Below are 14,081 nucleotides of genomic sequence, written 5' to 3' on the forward strand. Positions count from 1 at the left end.
CGATATTCGGGCGGGCCCGTGCTGGTTCGGCGCGCAAGCTGGGGTGGTTGACGGAGGGCCGCGAGGCGGGGGTTGCCCAGGTCACGGACGCTGGTTACCTTGCTCCCAAATAGATAGGAAACCTTCCTGACAATTAGCGGCATCGGGGTTCGGGGGAATCCGCCGGCTTTCCGACCACGAGGGAGTACCCCTTGCGCCCCCGCTCTGTGCTCAGTGTCCTCGCCGTCCTGCTCGCCGTCCCGCTCGCCCTCCTCGTCCCGGCCGCCGCGCACGCCGAAGCGGGCGCGACCGCGACGTTCGGCAAGCCCTCCGACTGGGGCTCGGGGTGGGAGGGGCGGTTCACGCTCACCAACGGCACCGGTGCCGCGATCGACGGCTGGCGGGTCGAGTTCGACCTGCCGGCCGGGACGTCCGTCGGCACCTACTGGGACGCCCTCCTCACCAAGGACGGGCAGCACCACACGTTCACCGACCGCGGCTACAACGCCGCCATCCCGGCGGGCGGATCGGTCACGTTCGGGTTCCTCGGGAACGGTCCCGGGAGCCCGCAGAACTGCACGTTCAACGGCGAGCCCTGCACCGGCGGCCCCACCGATCCGGGCGGGCTCGGCACGCCCGGATCGGTGGCCGTCACCGGACGCACGGACACCTCGCTGACGCTGACGTGGGAGCCCGCCACCGGGACGCCGTCCGGATACCGCGTCTACGAAGGCTCGTCCGTCAAGGCGACCGTCACCGGCACCACCGCCACCATCGGCGGGCTCGCGAAGTGCGAGACGCACACCTACACGGTCAAGGCGTACGACGACGAGGGCGAGTCGGCCGCCGGCGGCCCCGTCACCGCGACGACCAGCGGATGCGCGACCGGGCCGCTCCCCCGGCACTTCCTGACCGGCTACTGGCACGACTTCGTGAACCCGGCGCAGGAGCTCAGGCTCTCCCAGGTGCCGGACGAATACGACCTCATCGCGGTCGCGTTCGGCGAGGCCACGGCGCGGGCAGGCGAGGTCGCCTTCCGGGTCGACCCGGAACTCTCGACCGCCCTCGGCGGCTACACCGACGCCCAGTTCAAGTCGGACATCGCGGCGCTCCAGGCCAGGGGCAAGAAGGTCATCCTGTCGGTCGGCGGCGAGAAGGGAACGGTCCGGGTGTCGGACGGCACGTCCGCCCGGCTCTTCGCCGACTCCGTCTACGGGCTCATGACCGAGTACGGGTTCGACGGCCTCGACATCGACCTGGAGAACGGCCTCAACCCGGCCTACATGGAGCAGGCGCTGCGCGCGCTCCGCGCCAAGGCCGGCGCCGGCCTGATCATCACGATGGCGCCGCAGACGCTCGACATGCAGTCCACCGGCGGGTCCTACTTCCAGCTCGCGCTGAAGATCAAGGACATCCTCACCGTCGTCCACATGCAGTACTACAACTCGGGCGCGATGCTCGGCTGCGACCAGAAGGTGTATTCGCAGGGGACGGTCGACTTCATGACCGCGCTCGCGTGCATCCAACTGGAGGGCGGGCTCCGTCCCGACCAGGTCGCGCTGGGGCTGCCGGCCGGTCCGGGCGCGGCGGGCGGCGGTGTCGTGGCGCCGTCGGCGGTCGGCGACGCGCTCGACTGCCTCGCGAAGGGCACCGGGTGCGGCTCGTTCAGGCCGCCCCGCGCGTATCCCGACATCCGCGGCGCGATGACGTGGTCCATCAACTGGGACGTGACCAACGGCGGCGGCTTCGCGAACACCGTGGGCCCGCACCTGGACACGCTGCCGTAGGAGGCCGGAGATGCGGAAGATCTGGGTCCTGGCGGCGCTGGTCGCCGGGCTGCTGGTCGGGGTCACGGCCCCGGCGCAGGCGGCGAACATCCTGGCCAACGCCGGGTTCGAGAGCGGGTCGCTGAGCCCGTGGGCGTGCGACGGCGGGTCGGTCGTCGGCAGTCCCGTCCGGACGGGGAGCCACGCGCTCGCCGGCGGTGTCACGGCCGGCAGCACCGGTCAGTGCACGCAGACGGTGGCCGTGCAGCCGAACACCGCCTACACGCTCGAAGCCTGGGTGCGCGGCAACTACGTGTACCTCGGCGTGACCGGCGGATCGTCCACCTGGACGCCGTCCGCCACCGATTTCACCAAGCTGTCGGTTGCGTTCACCACCGGCGCGAATCAGACGTCCGCGCAGATCTTCCTGCACGGCTGGTACGGCACCGGGACGTACTACGCGGACGACGTCGTCCTGGACGGTCCCGGCGGCGAACCGCAGCCGGGAGTGCCGGGTACGCCTGGAACGCCCCAGCTCGGCGCCATCACCGACACCTCGATCGCCCTGTCCTGGGGCCAGGCGTCGGGGACGGTCACCGGCTACCGCGTCTACGAGGGCAGCACGGTCAAGGCGACCGTGACCGGTACGAACGCCACCATTTCCAACCTGGGAAAGTGCACCTCGCACAGCTACACGGTCGCGGCCTACAACGACGTCGGCGAGTCGGCCAAGTCGCAGCCCGTGAGCGGCCGCACGTCCGGCTGCGTCAACACCGGACTGCCCAAGCACGCCCTCATCGGCTACCTGCACGCGAGCTTCGCCAACGGCTCCGGCTACGTGCGCATGGCGGACGTCCCCGACGCGTGGGACATCATCGACCTCGCGTTCGGCGAGCCGACGTCGCCGACGTCCGGCGACATCCGGTTCACCCGCTGCCCGGTCGGCGAATGCCCGAACGTGGAGAGCGACGAGGAGTTCATCGCCGCGATCCGCGCGAAGCAGGCGCAGGGCAAGAAGGTGCTGATCTCGATCGGCGGCCAGAACGGCCAGGTGCAGCTCACGACGACGGCCGCGCGCGACAAGTTCGTCCAGTCCGTGTCGGCGATCATCGACAGGTACGGGCTGGACGGCCTGGACGTCGACTTCGAAGGCCACTCGCTCTACCTCGACGCCGGCGACACCGACTTCCGCAACCCCACCACCCCGGTCATCGTCAACCTGATCTCCGCGCTGAAGTCGCTCAAGGCGAGGTACGGCGGGAAGTTCGTCCTGACGATGGCGCCGGAGACGTTCTTCGTGCAGGTCGGCCACCAGTTCTACGGCGGTTCGGGCGCGGGCGACAACCGGACGGGCGCGTACCTGCCGGTGATCCACGCGATGCGCGACGACCTGACCGTCCTGCACGTCCAGGACTACAACTCCGGTCCGGTGATGGGCCTGGACGGCCAATACCACACCATGGGCGGCGCCGACTTCCACATCGCGATGACCGACATGGTGAAGGCCGGCTTCCCCGTCGCGAACACCGGTCATACGTTCCCCGGCCTGCGCCCCGACCAGATCGGCATCGGCCTGCCCGCCGCCGTCAGCGCCGGCAACGGGTACACGCCGCCCGCGCAGGTGCAGCAGGCGGTGACCTGCCTGGTGAAGGGCACCGGCTGCGGCGGCTACACGCTGCGCGGCGGGACCTCCCCTGACCTGCGCGGCCTGATGACCTGGTCGGTCAACTGGGACCGCTACTACGGCTGGCAGTTCATGGACAGCCACGAGCCCTTCCTCAACGGCCTCCCGTGACCCCCTGCCCCGGAGGACCACCCCACCCCCACCCCGGAGGAAGAAGCATGAGTTCGATCCGCACGAAGGCCGCCGCGGCGGCGGTCGCCGTGCCGGCCGCGTCCGTCCTGGTCGTGCTCGGCACGGCGACCGCGGCGAGCGCGCACGGCACCATGTCGGACCCGCCGAGCCGCGTGTACACCTGCTTCCTGGAGGGCCCGGAGACCCCGGACTCCGACGCCTGCGAGGCGGCCGTCGCGGCGAGCGGCACCCAGGCGTTCTACGACTGGAACGAGGTGTCGCTGCTGAACGCCGGCGGGCGCAGCCGCGAGATCATCCCGGACGGCCGGTTGTGCAGCGCGGGCCGCGCGAAGTACCGGGGCCTCGACCTGCGGCGCGCCGACTGGCCCGCGACGCCCATGCGGCCCGGCCGGCAGACGGTCACCTACCACGCGACCGCGCCCCACTCGAACAGCGACTTCGAGTTCTACATCACCCGCGAGGGCTGGGACCCGACGCAGCCGCTGCGCTGGTCCGACCTCGTCCCGCTGGCGACGTTCACCCACCAGTACCCGACGACGTTCACCCAGTGGACGCTCGACATCCCGCCCCGCACGGGACGCCACGTCCTGTACTCGATCTGGCAGCGGGTCGTGGGAAGCGAGGAGGCGTTCTACACCTGCTCCGACGTCGACTTCGGCGGCTCCAACACCCCGACGCCCACTCCCACTCCCACCCCGACGCCCACGCCGACCGAGACGCCGACCCCCACCCCCACGCCGACCGAGCAGCCGGGCGGCGCCTGGCAGGCAGGGACGTCCTACGCCGTCGGCGACCGGGTGACCTACGGCGGCGCGACCTACGAGTGCCGCCAGGCGCACACGGCGATCGCCGGCTGGGAACCGCCCAGCACGCCCGCGCTGTGGCTCCGGGTCTGAGCACGGCACCGTGAGGCGCAGCGTGTCGGCGTACGGAGCGCTGGCGCTGCTCGCCGCGTGCGGTCTGCTGCTGATCGCGCAGTGCGGGGCCGCCGGCCGGTCATCGTCCGGCGGCCCCGCCCCGGCGGCGCGCGGCGGGCCGGGGTTCAACGCCACCGACGTGATGTTCCTGCAGATGATGCTCCCGCATCAGGAGCAGGGCGTGAAGCTGGTCCGGCTCGCGAGGCGGCACCCCGTCCGCCCCGAGGTGCGGACGCTGGCCGCGGCGATCGAGACCACGGAGGCCGCCGAGGCGCGGCGGATGCGGGACCGGCTGCGCGGCTGGCGGCGGCCCCTGCGGGCGCATCCAGGCGAGCACGCGGCGCACGGCGGGATGCCGCGGACCACCGACGCCGAACTGGCGGCCCTCGCCGGGTCACCGCCGGGCCGGTTCGAGCGCGCGTTCCTCAATCTGCTGATCGCCCATCAGGACGACGCCGTCCAGATGGCGCGGCTGGAGGCCGGCAAGGGCGAGGACGCGTGGACGAGGCGCCTGGCGCAGCGCGTCGAGAAGTCCCGCTCCGCCGAGATCGACCAGATGCTGGCGCTCCTCGGCTCTCCCTGCCGGAACGCATCACCGTGAGGGGACGCCCCCGCAGACACCGGTTCACGTCGCGACGGCCTGAGCTGAGTCCCCCGGTCCCCCGATCCCGCCCCCGATCCCGGGGCCGGCGTCGTCGCCCCCGCTCGCGGCGCCGGCCCCGCTCCATTGTGAAAGAGCCCGCGCACCCTCGGCGCGCGGGCTCTGGCGCAGCTCCGTCACCAGCGGTCGAGATGCAGCACCTCGTCCAGCGGGACGCGCGGGGCGGGCCGGAACGCGTCGCCGGTGTAGTAGGCGGTCGGCAGCAGGGCGCCCTGCCGGACGTCCCCGGGCAGGCCGAGCAGCTCCGCGACCTCCCGCTCGTACACCAGGTGCAGGGACGTCCAGGCGGTGCCGAGCCCGCGGGCGCGCGCCGCGAGCGCGTAACTCCAGGCGGCCGGCAGCAGCGACCCCCACAGGCCGGCCTGGTTGCCGGCGGGCAGCTCGCCGCCCTCGACCCGCAGGCACGGGATCACCAGGACGGGCACCTCGCCCATGTGCTCGCCCAGGTAGGCGGCGCTCTCCCCGACGCGGCGCTGCACCTCGGCGCGGTCCGGGTCGTCCTTGTAGAGGTCGCCGGCCGACTGCTTCGAGGCGGCGTAGGCCGCGAACGCGCGCCGGTAGTACTCGCCGATCGCCGCCCGCTGGTCGGGGTCGGTCACGACGATCCACTGCCAGCCCTGCCGGTTGCTGCCGCTCGGCGCCTGCAGCGCGATCTCCAGGCACTCGCGGACGAGCCCGATGGGCACGGGGCGGCCGAGGTCGAGGCGCTTGCGCACCGCGCGGGTCGTGGTCAGCAGTTCGTCCGGGCTCAGCGGCAGTGTCGTCATGCGCCCATCGTGCACCGCGATCAGTCCACGTCGACCACCGGGTTCAGGAACACCTCCTTGGCCTCGGCGGGGGTGATGCCGGTGCGGCCGGTGAGGTCGTTGCGCGGGTCGGCGAACCGGAACCGGTAGCCGCGCGGCGGCAGGTGGCCGATCTCCCACCAGTTGCCGTCGAGGTCCTTGAGGTAGAACGAGTAGACGCCGTGCTGGCGGAGGGGCTTGTTCAGCTCCTTCACGCCGTACTCGTCGGCCACCTCCGCGATCCGGCGGTACGCCTCGTCGACCTCCTCGTCGCTGCCGACGTCGAGGCCGTTGTGGTAGAGGAGCGGCATGTCGGGGCGGTCCGGCTTGGACTCCACGCACACGTACGTGTGGTCGCCGCCGAGCCGGACGTAGAGCGCCGCCATCATCGGCTGGACGACTTCGAGCCCTAAGACCTCCTCGTAGAAACGGCGGGTCGCGGTCACATCGGTGATCTTGAGCGTGCCATGGGAAAGGAAGCGGGACTTGACAGCGGGTTCCTTCGTCGAGCGGTGCGTGATCGCGGGCATGGACCCTCCAATTCGACGTCCTCGCAAGGCGCCGCAACGGCAGCCGTTCCCATCTATTTCACGGCAATTAGCCGCTTTAGGGAACCCTTGGGGTCTTACGTTGCGCTTGAGCGGCGAGCGACTAGTCTGTCGGAATGGTTGCCACTTCCGGCGTTTCCTCCGCTCCGTCCAGGCTTGGCTGGCTTGACGCGCTGCGCGGCGGGGCGGCCCTGGCGGTGGCGCTGCACCACGCGAGCTACGTCTACCTCCCCTCACTACGGGTCTGGCTGAAGGAGTGGTTCGATCCCGGCCTGGCCGGCGTCCTCGTCTTCTTCCTCGTCAGCGGATACATCATCCCCGCGTCGCTGGAGCGCCGCGGCAGCGTGCGCGGCTTCTGGATCGGCCGGTTCTTCCGCATCTACCCGCTGTTCGCGGTGACCTGCCTGCTCGCGATCCTGCCGTTCCTGCTGGGCGTGCTCGGGCTGCGCGCCGGGCTGGAGCAGTACTCCCCGGCGACCGCCGTCCTGGCGCACCTGACGATGCTGCAGGACCTGCTGAACGTCCCGAACGCGATGAACGTGCTGTGGACGCTCTCCTACGAGATGGCCTTCTACCTGATGGTCGTCGCGCTGTTCGTGGTGGGCGGGCACCGCAGGTCCGCGCCCGCCGCCGTCGCCCTCACGGCCGCCGCGCTGGTCGCGGTCGCGCTGACGGCGACCGGCCTGCTGACCGGCGCCCGCGTCCCGGCCGCGCTGCTGTCCCGGGCGGCCGGGACGGGCCCGGTCGTCGCGGTGACGGCCGCCGCCCTGCTGCTGGCGATCGGGGCCGCGGTGTCCCGGCACGCCGCGGCCCGCGTCGCGGGCGGGCTCCTCGGCGGCCTCGTCGCCCTCGTCCTGGTCGCGGTGAACGGCCGCGTCGGCGCATGGGAGGGCCTGATCATGCTCGCGGTCATGTTCGCGGGCACCGCCGTCCACCGCGCCGAGCGCGGCCAGATCACACGGCGGGCCGGCGCCGCCGCGGGCGGCGTCGTCCTCGCCGGCGCCCTCGCCGCCGGCCTGTGGCACGCCGCCCCCTACGGCCTCAACGCCCAGGTGGTCTGGGCCGGTGCCGTCCTCTCCGCCGCCCTGGCCTTCACCGTCGGGTGGCGCCTGCGGCACCGCCGCTTCCCCGCCTGGGCCACCGGCCTCGGCACCATCAGCTTCTCCCTCTACCTGCTGCACCCGCTGCTGCTGATGGTCGCGGCCCAGTTCCTCGGCTCGTCCGGCCGCGACGACGCCGTGGGCCTGACCCTCTTCCTGCTGGTCCTGCTGGCGGCCGGCTGGGCGTCCCAACGCTGGATCGAGGCCCCCGCCCAACGCCTCGGCCGCCGCCTGACCCGCCCGCCCGCAGCGGATCCACGGCTGAAACCGCGCCCGGTCACAGCTTCTTCGCACAGATGACGTCACTGCTCAGCCATCCGCCCGGCCGATCGCCGACATATCGCGGTCAGGGATAGGACAATCCACCGCTTTCGGATTCGGCCGCTCGAATGGCGAGCGAGCCATATATCGTTCACGTCCGGTCGGTCTTCTGCCACTTTCGCCTTCCGCACCGTCACATGGCGGGCGGACCGGTTTCCCGGGGGTGGTCGTTTGGCTGTGATCGGCGTGTGATCCGGTGTGCCTACGGTTGACGGGTGACCCGGGACCACTACGCCGTCCTCGGTGTCGCGCGGGACGCGTCGCAGGACGACATCAGAGCCGCCCGCCGGGCCCGGCTGCGCGAGGCCCACCCGGACGCGAACCCGGACGACCCGACGGCGGCCGAGCGTTTCGCCCTCATCTACGAGGCCGCGGAGGTCCTCGGGGACCCCGAACGCCGCAGGGCCTACGACGCCTCGCTCCGCGCGGGCCCCGGCCGTCCCCGGACCTGCTACGACGTTCTGGAAGTCGCGCCGGACGCGTCCGCCGCGGAGATCACCGAGGCGTACCGGAACATCGTCCGCGCGGCGGGCAGGCCGATCCCGGAGAGGGCGGTGACGGCCTACCGGCGGATCGGCGACCCGCGCCGCCGCGCCGGATACGACCGCGAACTCGGCATCCCGACAAGGGGGCAGGCGGGCGACATCGTCGTCCAGGTGCCGCGGGACGCCGCCCGGGCGGGCGCCGCCTCGGTCGCCGTCCCCGACCGGGAACTGTGCCCGCACTGCGACGGCTTCGGCCGCATCCCGCTGCCCTGCGACGTCTGCGAAGGCCGCGGGTACTGGCGATGGGCCGGCTCGGGCACGCGGTGCGGGGCCTGCGGCGGCCGCGGCACCGACGAGCGCGCCTGCTACCGGTGCGTCCTGTCCGGCTGGGTCGGGACCACCCGGACCGTGGCCGTGCGGATTCCGGACGGCTTCCACGCGGGCACGCGCGTCACCGTCCGCGACGACCTTCTCGGGCTGGTCGCCTTCCGGCTCGTCCCCGCCGACGAGCATCCGATGGCGGACGAGGTCCAGTGACCCCGGAGCGGCGGTCGTGAGCGGCGGGCGCGGAGCGGGCAACCCGTGGGGGGCCGAAGTCATGGCCACCGGCATCGTCTCGGTGGGGCTGCACCTCGCGGGGTTCCTGTGGGCGGCGCGGGTGCTGCTGGGCCTCGCCGCGGCGCTGTGGGTCGCCCTCGCCGTGACGTTCTGCGCGCTGTTCGGCGGCGCGGGGCGGTGGCGGGAGGAGACGTCGGCCCCCGCCGCGCTGACGACCGTCGCCGGGACGGGGGTGCTCGGCGACGGCGTCGCGATGATCTCGCGGCCGGTGGCGGCCGCCGTGCTGCTCGCGCTCACCGCGGCGCTGTGGCTCGCCCTGCTGCCCCGCGTGCTCGGCAACCTGCGGTGGCCCGTCCCGGGCGCCGCGTACATGGTGACGGTCGCGACGCAGGCGGTCGCGGTGCTGGCGGCGACGCTGGCGGTGGAGCTGCCGGCGCGGTGGCTGCTGTGGCCGTCCGGGGCGATGCTCGTCCTCGGCCTCCTGCTGTACGTGCTGGTGCTGGCGCGTTTCGACTTCGGGGAGCTGGTCGGCGGGGCGGGCGACCACTGGGTGGTGGGCGGCAGCCTGTCGATATCGGCGCTGGCGTTCGCGAAGGTGACGCTCGCGACGGACGGTCCCGCGCCGCTCGCCTGGGGGACGCTGGCCGTCCTCGCGGTGGCGCTGACCTGGTACGCGGTGCTGGTGGTCTGCGAGGTGCTGCGCCCCCGGACGGCCTACGACGCCCGCCGCTGGTCGACGGTGTTCCCGCTCGGCATGACGGCCGTCGCGGCGATGACGGCGGGCCGGGCCTGCGGCGTCCCGTGGCTCGGGACGCTCGGCGAGGCCCTGCTGTGGCCCGCCGCCGTCGCCTGGGTCGTCGTCGCGGCCGGGGCGGTGCGTCACGCCGTCGCGTCCGCCTCGTCCTGACGGCGGGGGCGGGGCAGGAACGCGACGATGACCGTCCCGGCGGCGGTGATCGCGGCGGCGACGAGGAACGCGGCCGCGTAGCCGTCCGCGAGGTCGGAGCGCGCGGCGGCGGCCGTGCCGAGGACGGTGAGGCCGATGGCCCCGCCGATCATGCGGGACGTGTTGACGATGCCCGCCACCGCGCCGGCCGCGGACTCGTCCACGCCGCTCGTGGACGCCTCGACCAGCGGCGTCATCAGCAGGCCGAAGCCGAGGGCCATGGTCGCGCCCGGCCCGAGGATGGAGCCGAGGAAGGTCCCGCCGGCGTCCAGCACGGCGCTCTGCCAGGCGAACCCGGCCGCGGCCATGAGGCCCCCGGCGCCGGCGAGGAGGCGCGCGTCCATGCGGGCCATCATGGCGGGGGCGATCCGGGAGCCGATGATGATGCCGGCGGTGTGCGGGAGGAACGACAGCCCGGTCCGGACGGCGCTGTAGTGCAGGACGTTCTGCATGTACAGCGACAGGAAGTACCAGAGCGCGAAACCGGCCGTCATCAGGACCAGCGTGGCGATGTTGCCCACCGCCACGGTGCGCAGGCGGAACAGCCCGAGCCGGACGAGCGGGTGCGGGGTCCGCGCCTCGACGCCGACGAACACGGCCAGCAGCGCGAGCCCGGCGGTGAGCGGGATCAGGGACGTCCAGCCGTGGTCCTCGGTCTGCCCGATGCCGAAGGCGAGCAGCCCCACGCCGGCGGTGACGAGGACGGCGCCGGGCACGTCGAGCCGGACGCGCCCCGCGCCCCGGCCGTCGTCGCGGAGCCACCGGGCGGCGACCGCGGCGACCGCGACGCCGACCGGGACGTTGATCAGCAGCACCCAGCGCCAGCTCAGGTAGTCGGTCAGCAGCCCGCCGACGAGCCCGCCGGTCGCGCCGCCCGCGGTGCCGACGGCCGTCCACATGGCGATCGCCTTCGTCCGCGCGGGCCCGGCCGGGAACGTCGCGGTGACCAGCGACAGCGTGACGGGCGCGAGGATCGCGGCGCCGACCCCCTGCACCGCGCGGGCGCCGATCAGCATGGCGCCGTCCTGCGCGAAGCCGCCCGCGAGGCTGGCGGTGACGACCAGGCCGAGGCCCGCCAGGAAGACGCGCTTGCGCCCGTAGAGGTCGGCGGCGCGCCCGCCCAGCAGCAGGAACCCGGCGAACGCCACCGAGTAGGCGTTGACGACCCATTGCAGGCCGGTGGCGCCGAGCCCGACGCCTTCGCGGATGTGGGGCAGCGCGACGTTGACGACGGAGACGTCCAGGACGACGAGGAACTGGCCGATGGACGCGGCGAGCAGCGCGGCCCAGCCCGGCGTCCTCGCGGCCGTCCGCGCGGCTTCCTCGTCGGTGAGGTCGGTTGCGGTCATAGGGGACATGCTGCCTTTCACCCCGGCCTGCCCGCGTCGGGCAACGGGACCAGAGGACTACGTCCCATCGGCCTAGGTCCCCGCCCGCGTTTCGGCCGGCCCATGGACGGCATCAGTGTGCCGGGGGTATGGATGCGGACGAAACGGAAAGAACGGTCGCACGGCGGCGATGGCACGGAGGTTTCATGCGCGGCCCGGATGAGGACGACGATGACGGGCTCAGGTGGCCGGCGGGCGACGCCCGGACGGTCCGGCAGGTGTTCGACGCGGCCCCCGCCGCGATCGTCGGCCTGGACGGGCCGAACCACACCGTGGTCGCCGCGAACGCCGCCGGCCGCGGCCTGCTGGGCGCCGACCCCATCGGGCGGGAGATCCGCGACCTCGTCCCCGAGGCGGTCGGGCAGCAGCTCATCGGCGCGCTGGACCGCCCCTTCGCCACCGGCGTGCCCGAGCTGATCACCGAGTGGCGCGTCCAGCTCGGCGCGGGCGAGGGCCTCGCCCCCGATGACGTCTACATCGACGGCGCCGTGGTGCCCCGCCGCGCCCCGGACGGGACGGTGACGGGCCTCGTCGCGGTCGTCCGGGACGTCACCTCGCGGGTCCGGGACCGGCGGGCGCGGCGCCGCTCGCCCCGGCCGAGCACGGACGCCCGCGACGCCGTCGGCGTCCTGCAACGGCAGCTGCTGCCGCCCGGCCTGCCCGTCCTGCCGGGCCTCGCCATCGGCGGGAGCTACCTGCTCGGCCGCGCCGAGTCGTCCGCCGGCGGCGACTGGTTCGACGCCGTCCCGCTGCCGGACGGCCGCGCCGCCCTCGTCGTCGGCGACGTCGCCGGGCACGGCGTGGCCGCGTCCGCGGCGATGGGCCAGCTCCGCGCCGTGCTGCACGACCGCCTCGACCACACCGGCGACATCGCCGGGGCGCTCGCCGCCGCCGGACGGCTCGCCGGCCGGCTCCCCGCCGCCCGCGCCGCGACGGTCTGCGTCGCCGCCGTCGACCGGCTGACCGCGCAGACGCTCGAACTGCTCGTCCGCGCGACCGGCCACACCGACGACATCGCACTGCTCGCCGCCCAGCTCACCGACCCGCCGTCCCCCCTCCTGCTGGACATGCGCGCGGACCCGGCCGCGATCCCCGCCGCCCGCAAGGCCCTCGACGAGTGGCTGTACGACCTGGGCGCCCGCACGGAGGACGTCGCCTTCCTGCGGCACGGCGTCGGCGAGCTCGTCACCAACGCCGTCGAGCACGCCTACGGCTCGCCCCCCGGCAACGTCCGGCTGCGCGCCGCCCCCACGAGCCGCGGCACGGTCGAGGTCGAGGTGTCCGACCGGGGCCGCTGGCTGGAGCACCGCCACGACACCGACCGCGGCCGCGGCCTCGCCATGGCCAGCGACTTCGTCGACGAACTCGGCGTCGAGACGGCGCCGTCCGGGACGACGGCGACCGTCCGGCACCGCCTGCTCCGCCCCGCCCGGCTGCTGACCTCGCCCGACTTCACCCCGCCCGAGGCCCCGCCCGACTCCCCCGGACTCCTGCTGATCCTGGACCAGCCCTCCCCCGGCGCCCCGCGCATCCGGGTGGACGGCCCCGTCGACTCCGCCACCGCCGCCCAGCTGCGCGAGGAACTCCAGCTCCGCACCCGCGGCGGCACCCGCCCCCTCACCGTCGACCTGACCGGCGTCACCCACCTGGCCAGCGCCGGCGTGGCCGTCCTCCACGAGGCCGACACCCGCACCGCCGCCCTCGGCCACCCGCTCACCCTCTACGCCCCGGCCGGCAGCCCGGCCCACCACGTCCTCACCACGGCCGCCCTCCCCCACACCACCACCGACCCCGGCTGACCCGCCGGCACACCGACCGGACTCGGTCAGACGTGCCTCACCAGCCGTCCACGGGCCGGCGGCACCACGAGAATCAACGCATGGCAACACAACCGCCGACTCCCAAAGAAGGCGACATCCGGATCAACGACGATGACAAGGTGGAGTACTACGACGGAACCGGATGGGTTCTCCACGAGGAACTGCCGGACGACCTGGGGGAGGCGGACGTGATCATGCGTGCCGACCACCGCGGTGACGATCTGCAGATCTCGTGACCTCTCCGGCCGAAGCCGCCGCGCCCGATCCGGCCGTCCAGGCTCTGCACGCGTCGGTCGCGGACATGCGCGGCACCGCCCGGTGGATCACCGGGGCCGCCGCGGGGGTCGGCGGACTCGTCCTGGCCGGCGGGCCCCTGGCGGTGGTGAGCAAACTCGACGACTGCGGCGACGTGGTCGCGGCGGTCGGCGGGCTCCTGCTGGCACTCGCCGGAGCGGCCTGGACGGTCTGGCGGACCAGTGACGTCCTCGCGCCCAGGGTCAGCACCCTCGATGACCTCCAGAAACCGGAACTCTCCGGGCTCAGGGGACTGATCGCACGCGACCCCGCCGCCTTCTACGGGCCCTTCACACCCGATCCGGCCGCGCTGCAGCGGGAATGGAGACTGCGGAGCCGCATCAGCATCAACCTCGAGGCGCGGCTGGCCCGCGAGAGCGACCCCGAAAGGCGCCGGATCCTCGAACACGAGTCGGCGGCCGCGCGTTCCAACGCGCTCCTCGCCCAGCGGACCCGGCAGCGGCTGCTAGCCTGGATCCACGCCTGGCAGGTCCGGCAGGCGCTGCGCCGGACCCGGCGCGAGGCGCTTCTCGCCTCTCTCGCCGTCCTCGCTGGGGGATCACTGTTCTTCACCGCCCCCCTGGACAACAAGGAGACTCCCCCCGTGCTGCGCGTCTGCATCGTCACGCCGGCCCCGACCGGCGGGACGGCCACCATCCCGGCGGACGCGTGTGGCGGCTGATCCCGGACCGCCAGA

General features: G+C 73.5%; 13 protein-coding genes. 10 read left to right on the forward strand and 3 right to left on the reverse strand.

Annotation, left to right across the window (positions count from 1 at the left end; all coding sequences use genetic code 11):
- Positions 1-191 precede the first annotated feature (191 nt).
- Genes ABTW95_RS24540 through ABTW95_RS24555 form a run of 4 tightly spaced genes read left to right on the forward strand, consistent with a single transcriptional unit; the run spans position 192 to position 5,079 of the window.
- A complete protein-coding gene (locus ABTW95_RS24540; protein ID WP_396449298.1) occupies positions 192-1,766 on the forward strand; it encodes a chitinase in 1,575 nt (524 codons plus the stop codon).
- Positions 1,767-1,776: 10 nt separating this feature from the next.
- Positions 1,777-3,540 carry a chitinase gene (locus tag ABTW95_RS24545; RefSeq protein WP_500227475.1) on the forward strand — a complete coding sequence of 588 codons (1,764 nt, stop codon included), beginning with the start codon at positions 1,777-1,779 and terminating at the stop codon, positions 3,538-3,540.
- A gap of 47 nt (positions 3,541-3,587) precedes the next feature.
- The gene (locus tag ABTW95_RS24550; protein WP_500227476.1) at positions 3,588-4,457 is read left to right on the forward strand and encodes a lytic polysaccharide monooxygenase auxiliary activity family 9 protein; all 870 of its coding nucleotides are present in this window, start codon (positions 3,588-3,590) and stop codon (positions 4,455-4,457) included.
- A gap of 22 nt (positions 4,458-4,479) precedes the next feature.
- Positions 4,480-5,079 carry a DUF305 domain-containing protein gene (locus tag ABTW95_RS24555; protein WP_500227477.1) on the forward strand — a complete coding sequence of 200 codons (600 nt, stop codon included), beginning with the start codon at positions 4,480-4,482 and terminating at the stop codon, positions 5,077-5,079.
- Positions 5,080-5,255: 176 nt separating this feature from the next.
- On the opposite strand, the gene ABTW95_RS24560 is transcribed toward ABTW95_RS24555, so the two are convergent.
- Positions 5,256-5,906 (reverse strand): nitroreductase family protein, encoded by a 651-nt coding sequence (locus tag ABTW95_RS24560; protein ID WP_500227478.1) that lies wholly within the window; start codon positions 5,904-5,906, stop codon positions 5,256-5,258.
- Positions 5,907-5,926: 20 nt separating this feature from the next.
- Positions 5,927-6,454: a VOC family protein gene (locus tag ABTW95_RS24565; protein ID WP_500227479.1), complete on the reverse strand. Its 528-nt coding sequence runs from the start codon at positions 6,452-6,454 to the stop codon at positions 5,927-5,929.
- 134 nt (positions 6,455-6,588) lie between these two features.
- Between ABTW95_RS24565 and ABTW95_RS24570 the strand changes: the two genes are divergently transcribed.
- From ABTW95_RS24570 to ABTW95_RS24580, 3 genes are all read left to right on the forward strand, one after another.
- Positions 6,589-7,872, forward strand: a complete 1,284-nt coding sequence (locus ABTW95_RS24570) for an acyltransferase family protein (RefSeq protein WP_500227480.1) — start codon at positions 6,589-6,591, stop codon at positions 7,870-7,872.
- A gap of 236 nt (positions 7,873-8,108) precedes the next feature.
- Positions 8,109-8,915 (forward strand): DnaJ domain-containing protein, encoded by an 807-nt coding sequence (locus ABTW95_RS24575; protein ID WP_500227481.1) that lies wholly within the window; start codon positions 8,109-8,111, stop codon positions 8,913-8,915.
- Positions 8,916-8,976: 61 nt separating this feature from the next.
- Positions 8,977-9,843: an SLAC1 family transporter gene (locus tag ABTW95_RS24580; RefSeq protein ID WP_500227482.1), complete on the forward strand. Its 867-nt coding sequence runs from the start codon at positions 8,977-8,979 to the stop codon at positions 9,841-9,843.
- Here ABTW95_RS24580 and ABTW95_RS24585 read toward each other — a convergent pair.
- The gene (locus tag ABTW95_RS24585; RefSeq protein WP_500227483.1) at positions 9,816-11,231 is read right to left on the reverse strand and encodes a DHA2 family efflux MFS transporter permease subunit; all 1,416 of its coding nucleotides are present in this window, start codon (positions 11,229-11,231) and stop codon (positions 9,816-9,818) included. The genes ABTW95_RS24580 and ABTW95_RS24585 overlap by 28 nt on opposite strands.
- Before the next feature lie 185 nt (positions 11,232-11,416).
- Here ABTW95_RS24585 and ABTW95_RS24590 point away from each other — a divergent pair, with 185 nt between their 5' ends.
- From ABTW95_RS24590 to ABTW95_RS24600, 3 genes are all read left to right on the forward strand, one after another.
- Positions 11,417-13,069, forward strand: coding sequence for an ATP-binding protein (locus ABTW95_RS24590; RefSeq protein WP_500227484.1), 1,653 nt, complete (start codon positions 11,417-11,419; stop codon positions 13,067-13,069).
- Between the two features lie 80 nt (positions 13,070-13,149).
- Complete coding sequence (locus tag ABTW95_RS24595; RefSeq protein WP_500227485.1) at positions 13,150-13,326, forward strand: hypothetical protein; 177 nt, start codon at positions 13,150-13,152, stop codon at positions 13,324-13,326.
- Positions 13,323-14,066, forward strand: coding sequence for a hypothetical protein (locus tag ABTW95_RS24600; RefSeq protein WP_500227486.1), 744 nt, complete (start codon positions 13,323-13,325; stop codon positions 14,064-14,066). The genes ABTW95_RS24595 and ABTW95_RS24600 overlap by 4 nt, the downstream gene beginning before the upstream one ends.
- Positions 14,067-14,081: the final 15 nt, after the last annotated feature.

Source organism: Spirillospora sp. NPDC127506 (assembly GCF_040302145.1).
Taxonomy (GTDB): Bacteria; Actinomycetota; Actinomycetes; order Streptosporangiales; family Streptosporangiaceae; genus Spirillospora.

Coding starts and splice junctions, on each gene's coding strand:
- ABTW95_RS24560 (WP_500227478.1), bottom strand. CDS start 5,906: ATGACGACACTGCCGCTGAGCCCGGACGAACTGCTGACCACGACCCGC.
- ABTW95_RS24550 (WP_500227476.1), top strand. CDS start 3,588: ATGAGTTCGATCCGCACGAAGGCCGCCGCGGCGGCGGTCGCCGTGCCG.
- ABTW95_RS24580 (WP_500227482.1), top strand. CDS start 8,977: ATGGCCACCGGCATCGTCTCGGTGGGGCTGCACCTCGCGGGGTTCCTG.
- ABTW95_RS24545 (WP_500227475.1), top strand. CDS start 1,777: ATGCGGAAGATCTGGGTCCTGGCGGCGCTGGTCGCCGGGCTGCTGGTC.
- ABTW95_RS24590 (WP_500227484.1), top strand. CDS start 11,417: ATGCGCGGCCCGGATGAGGACGACGATGACGGGCTCAGGTGGCCGGCG.
- ABTW95_RS24570 (WP_500227480.1), top strand. CDS start 6,589: ATGGTTGCCACTTCCGGCGTTTCCTCCGCTCCGTCCAGGCTTGGCTGG.
- ABTW95_RS24595 (WP_500227485.1), top strand. CDS start 13,150: ATGGCAACACAACCGCCGACTCCCAAAGAAGGCGACATCCGGATCAAC.
- ABTW95_RS24585 (WP_500227483.1), bottom strand. CDS start 11,231: ATGACCGCAACCGACCTCACCGACGAGGAAGCCGCGCGGACGGCCGCG.
- ABTW95_RS24565 (WP_500227479.1), bottom strand. CDS start 6,454: ATGCCCGCGATCACGCACCGCTCGACGAAGGAACCCGCTGTCAAGTCC.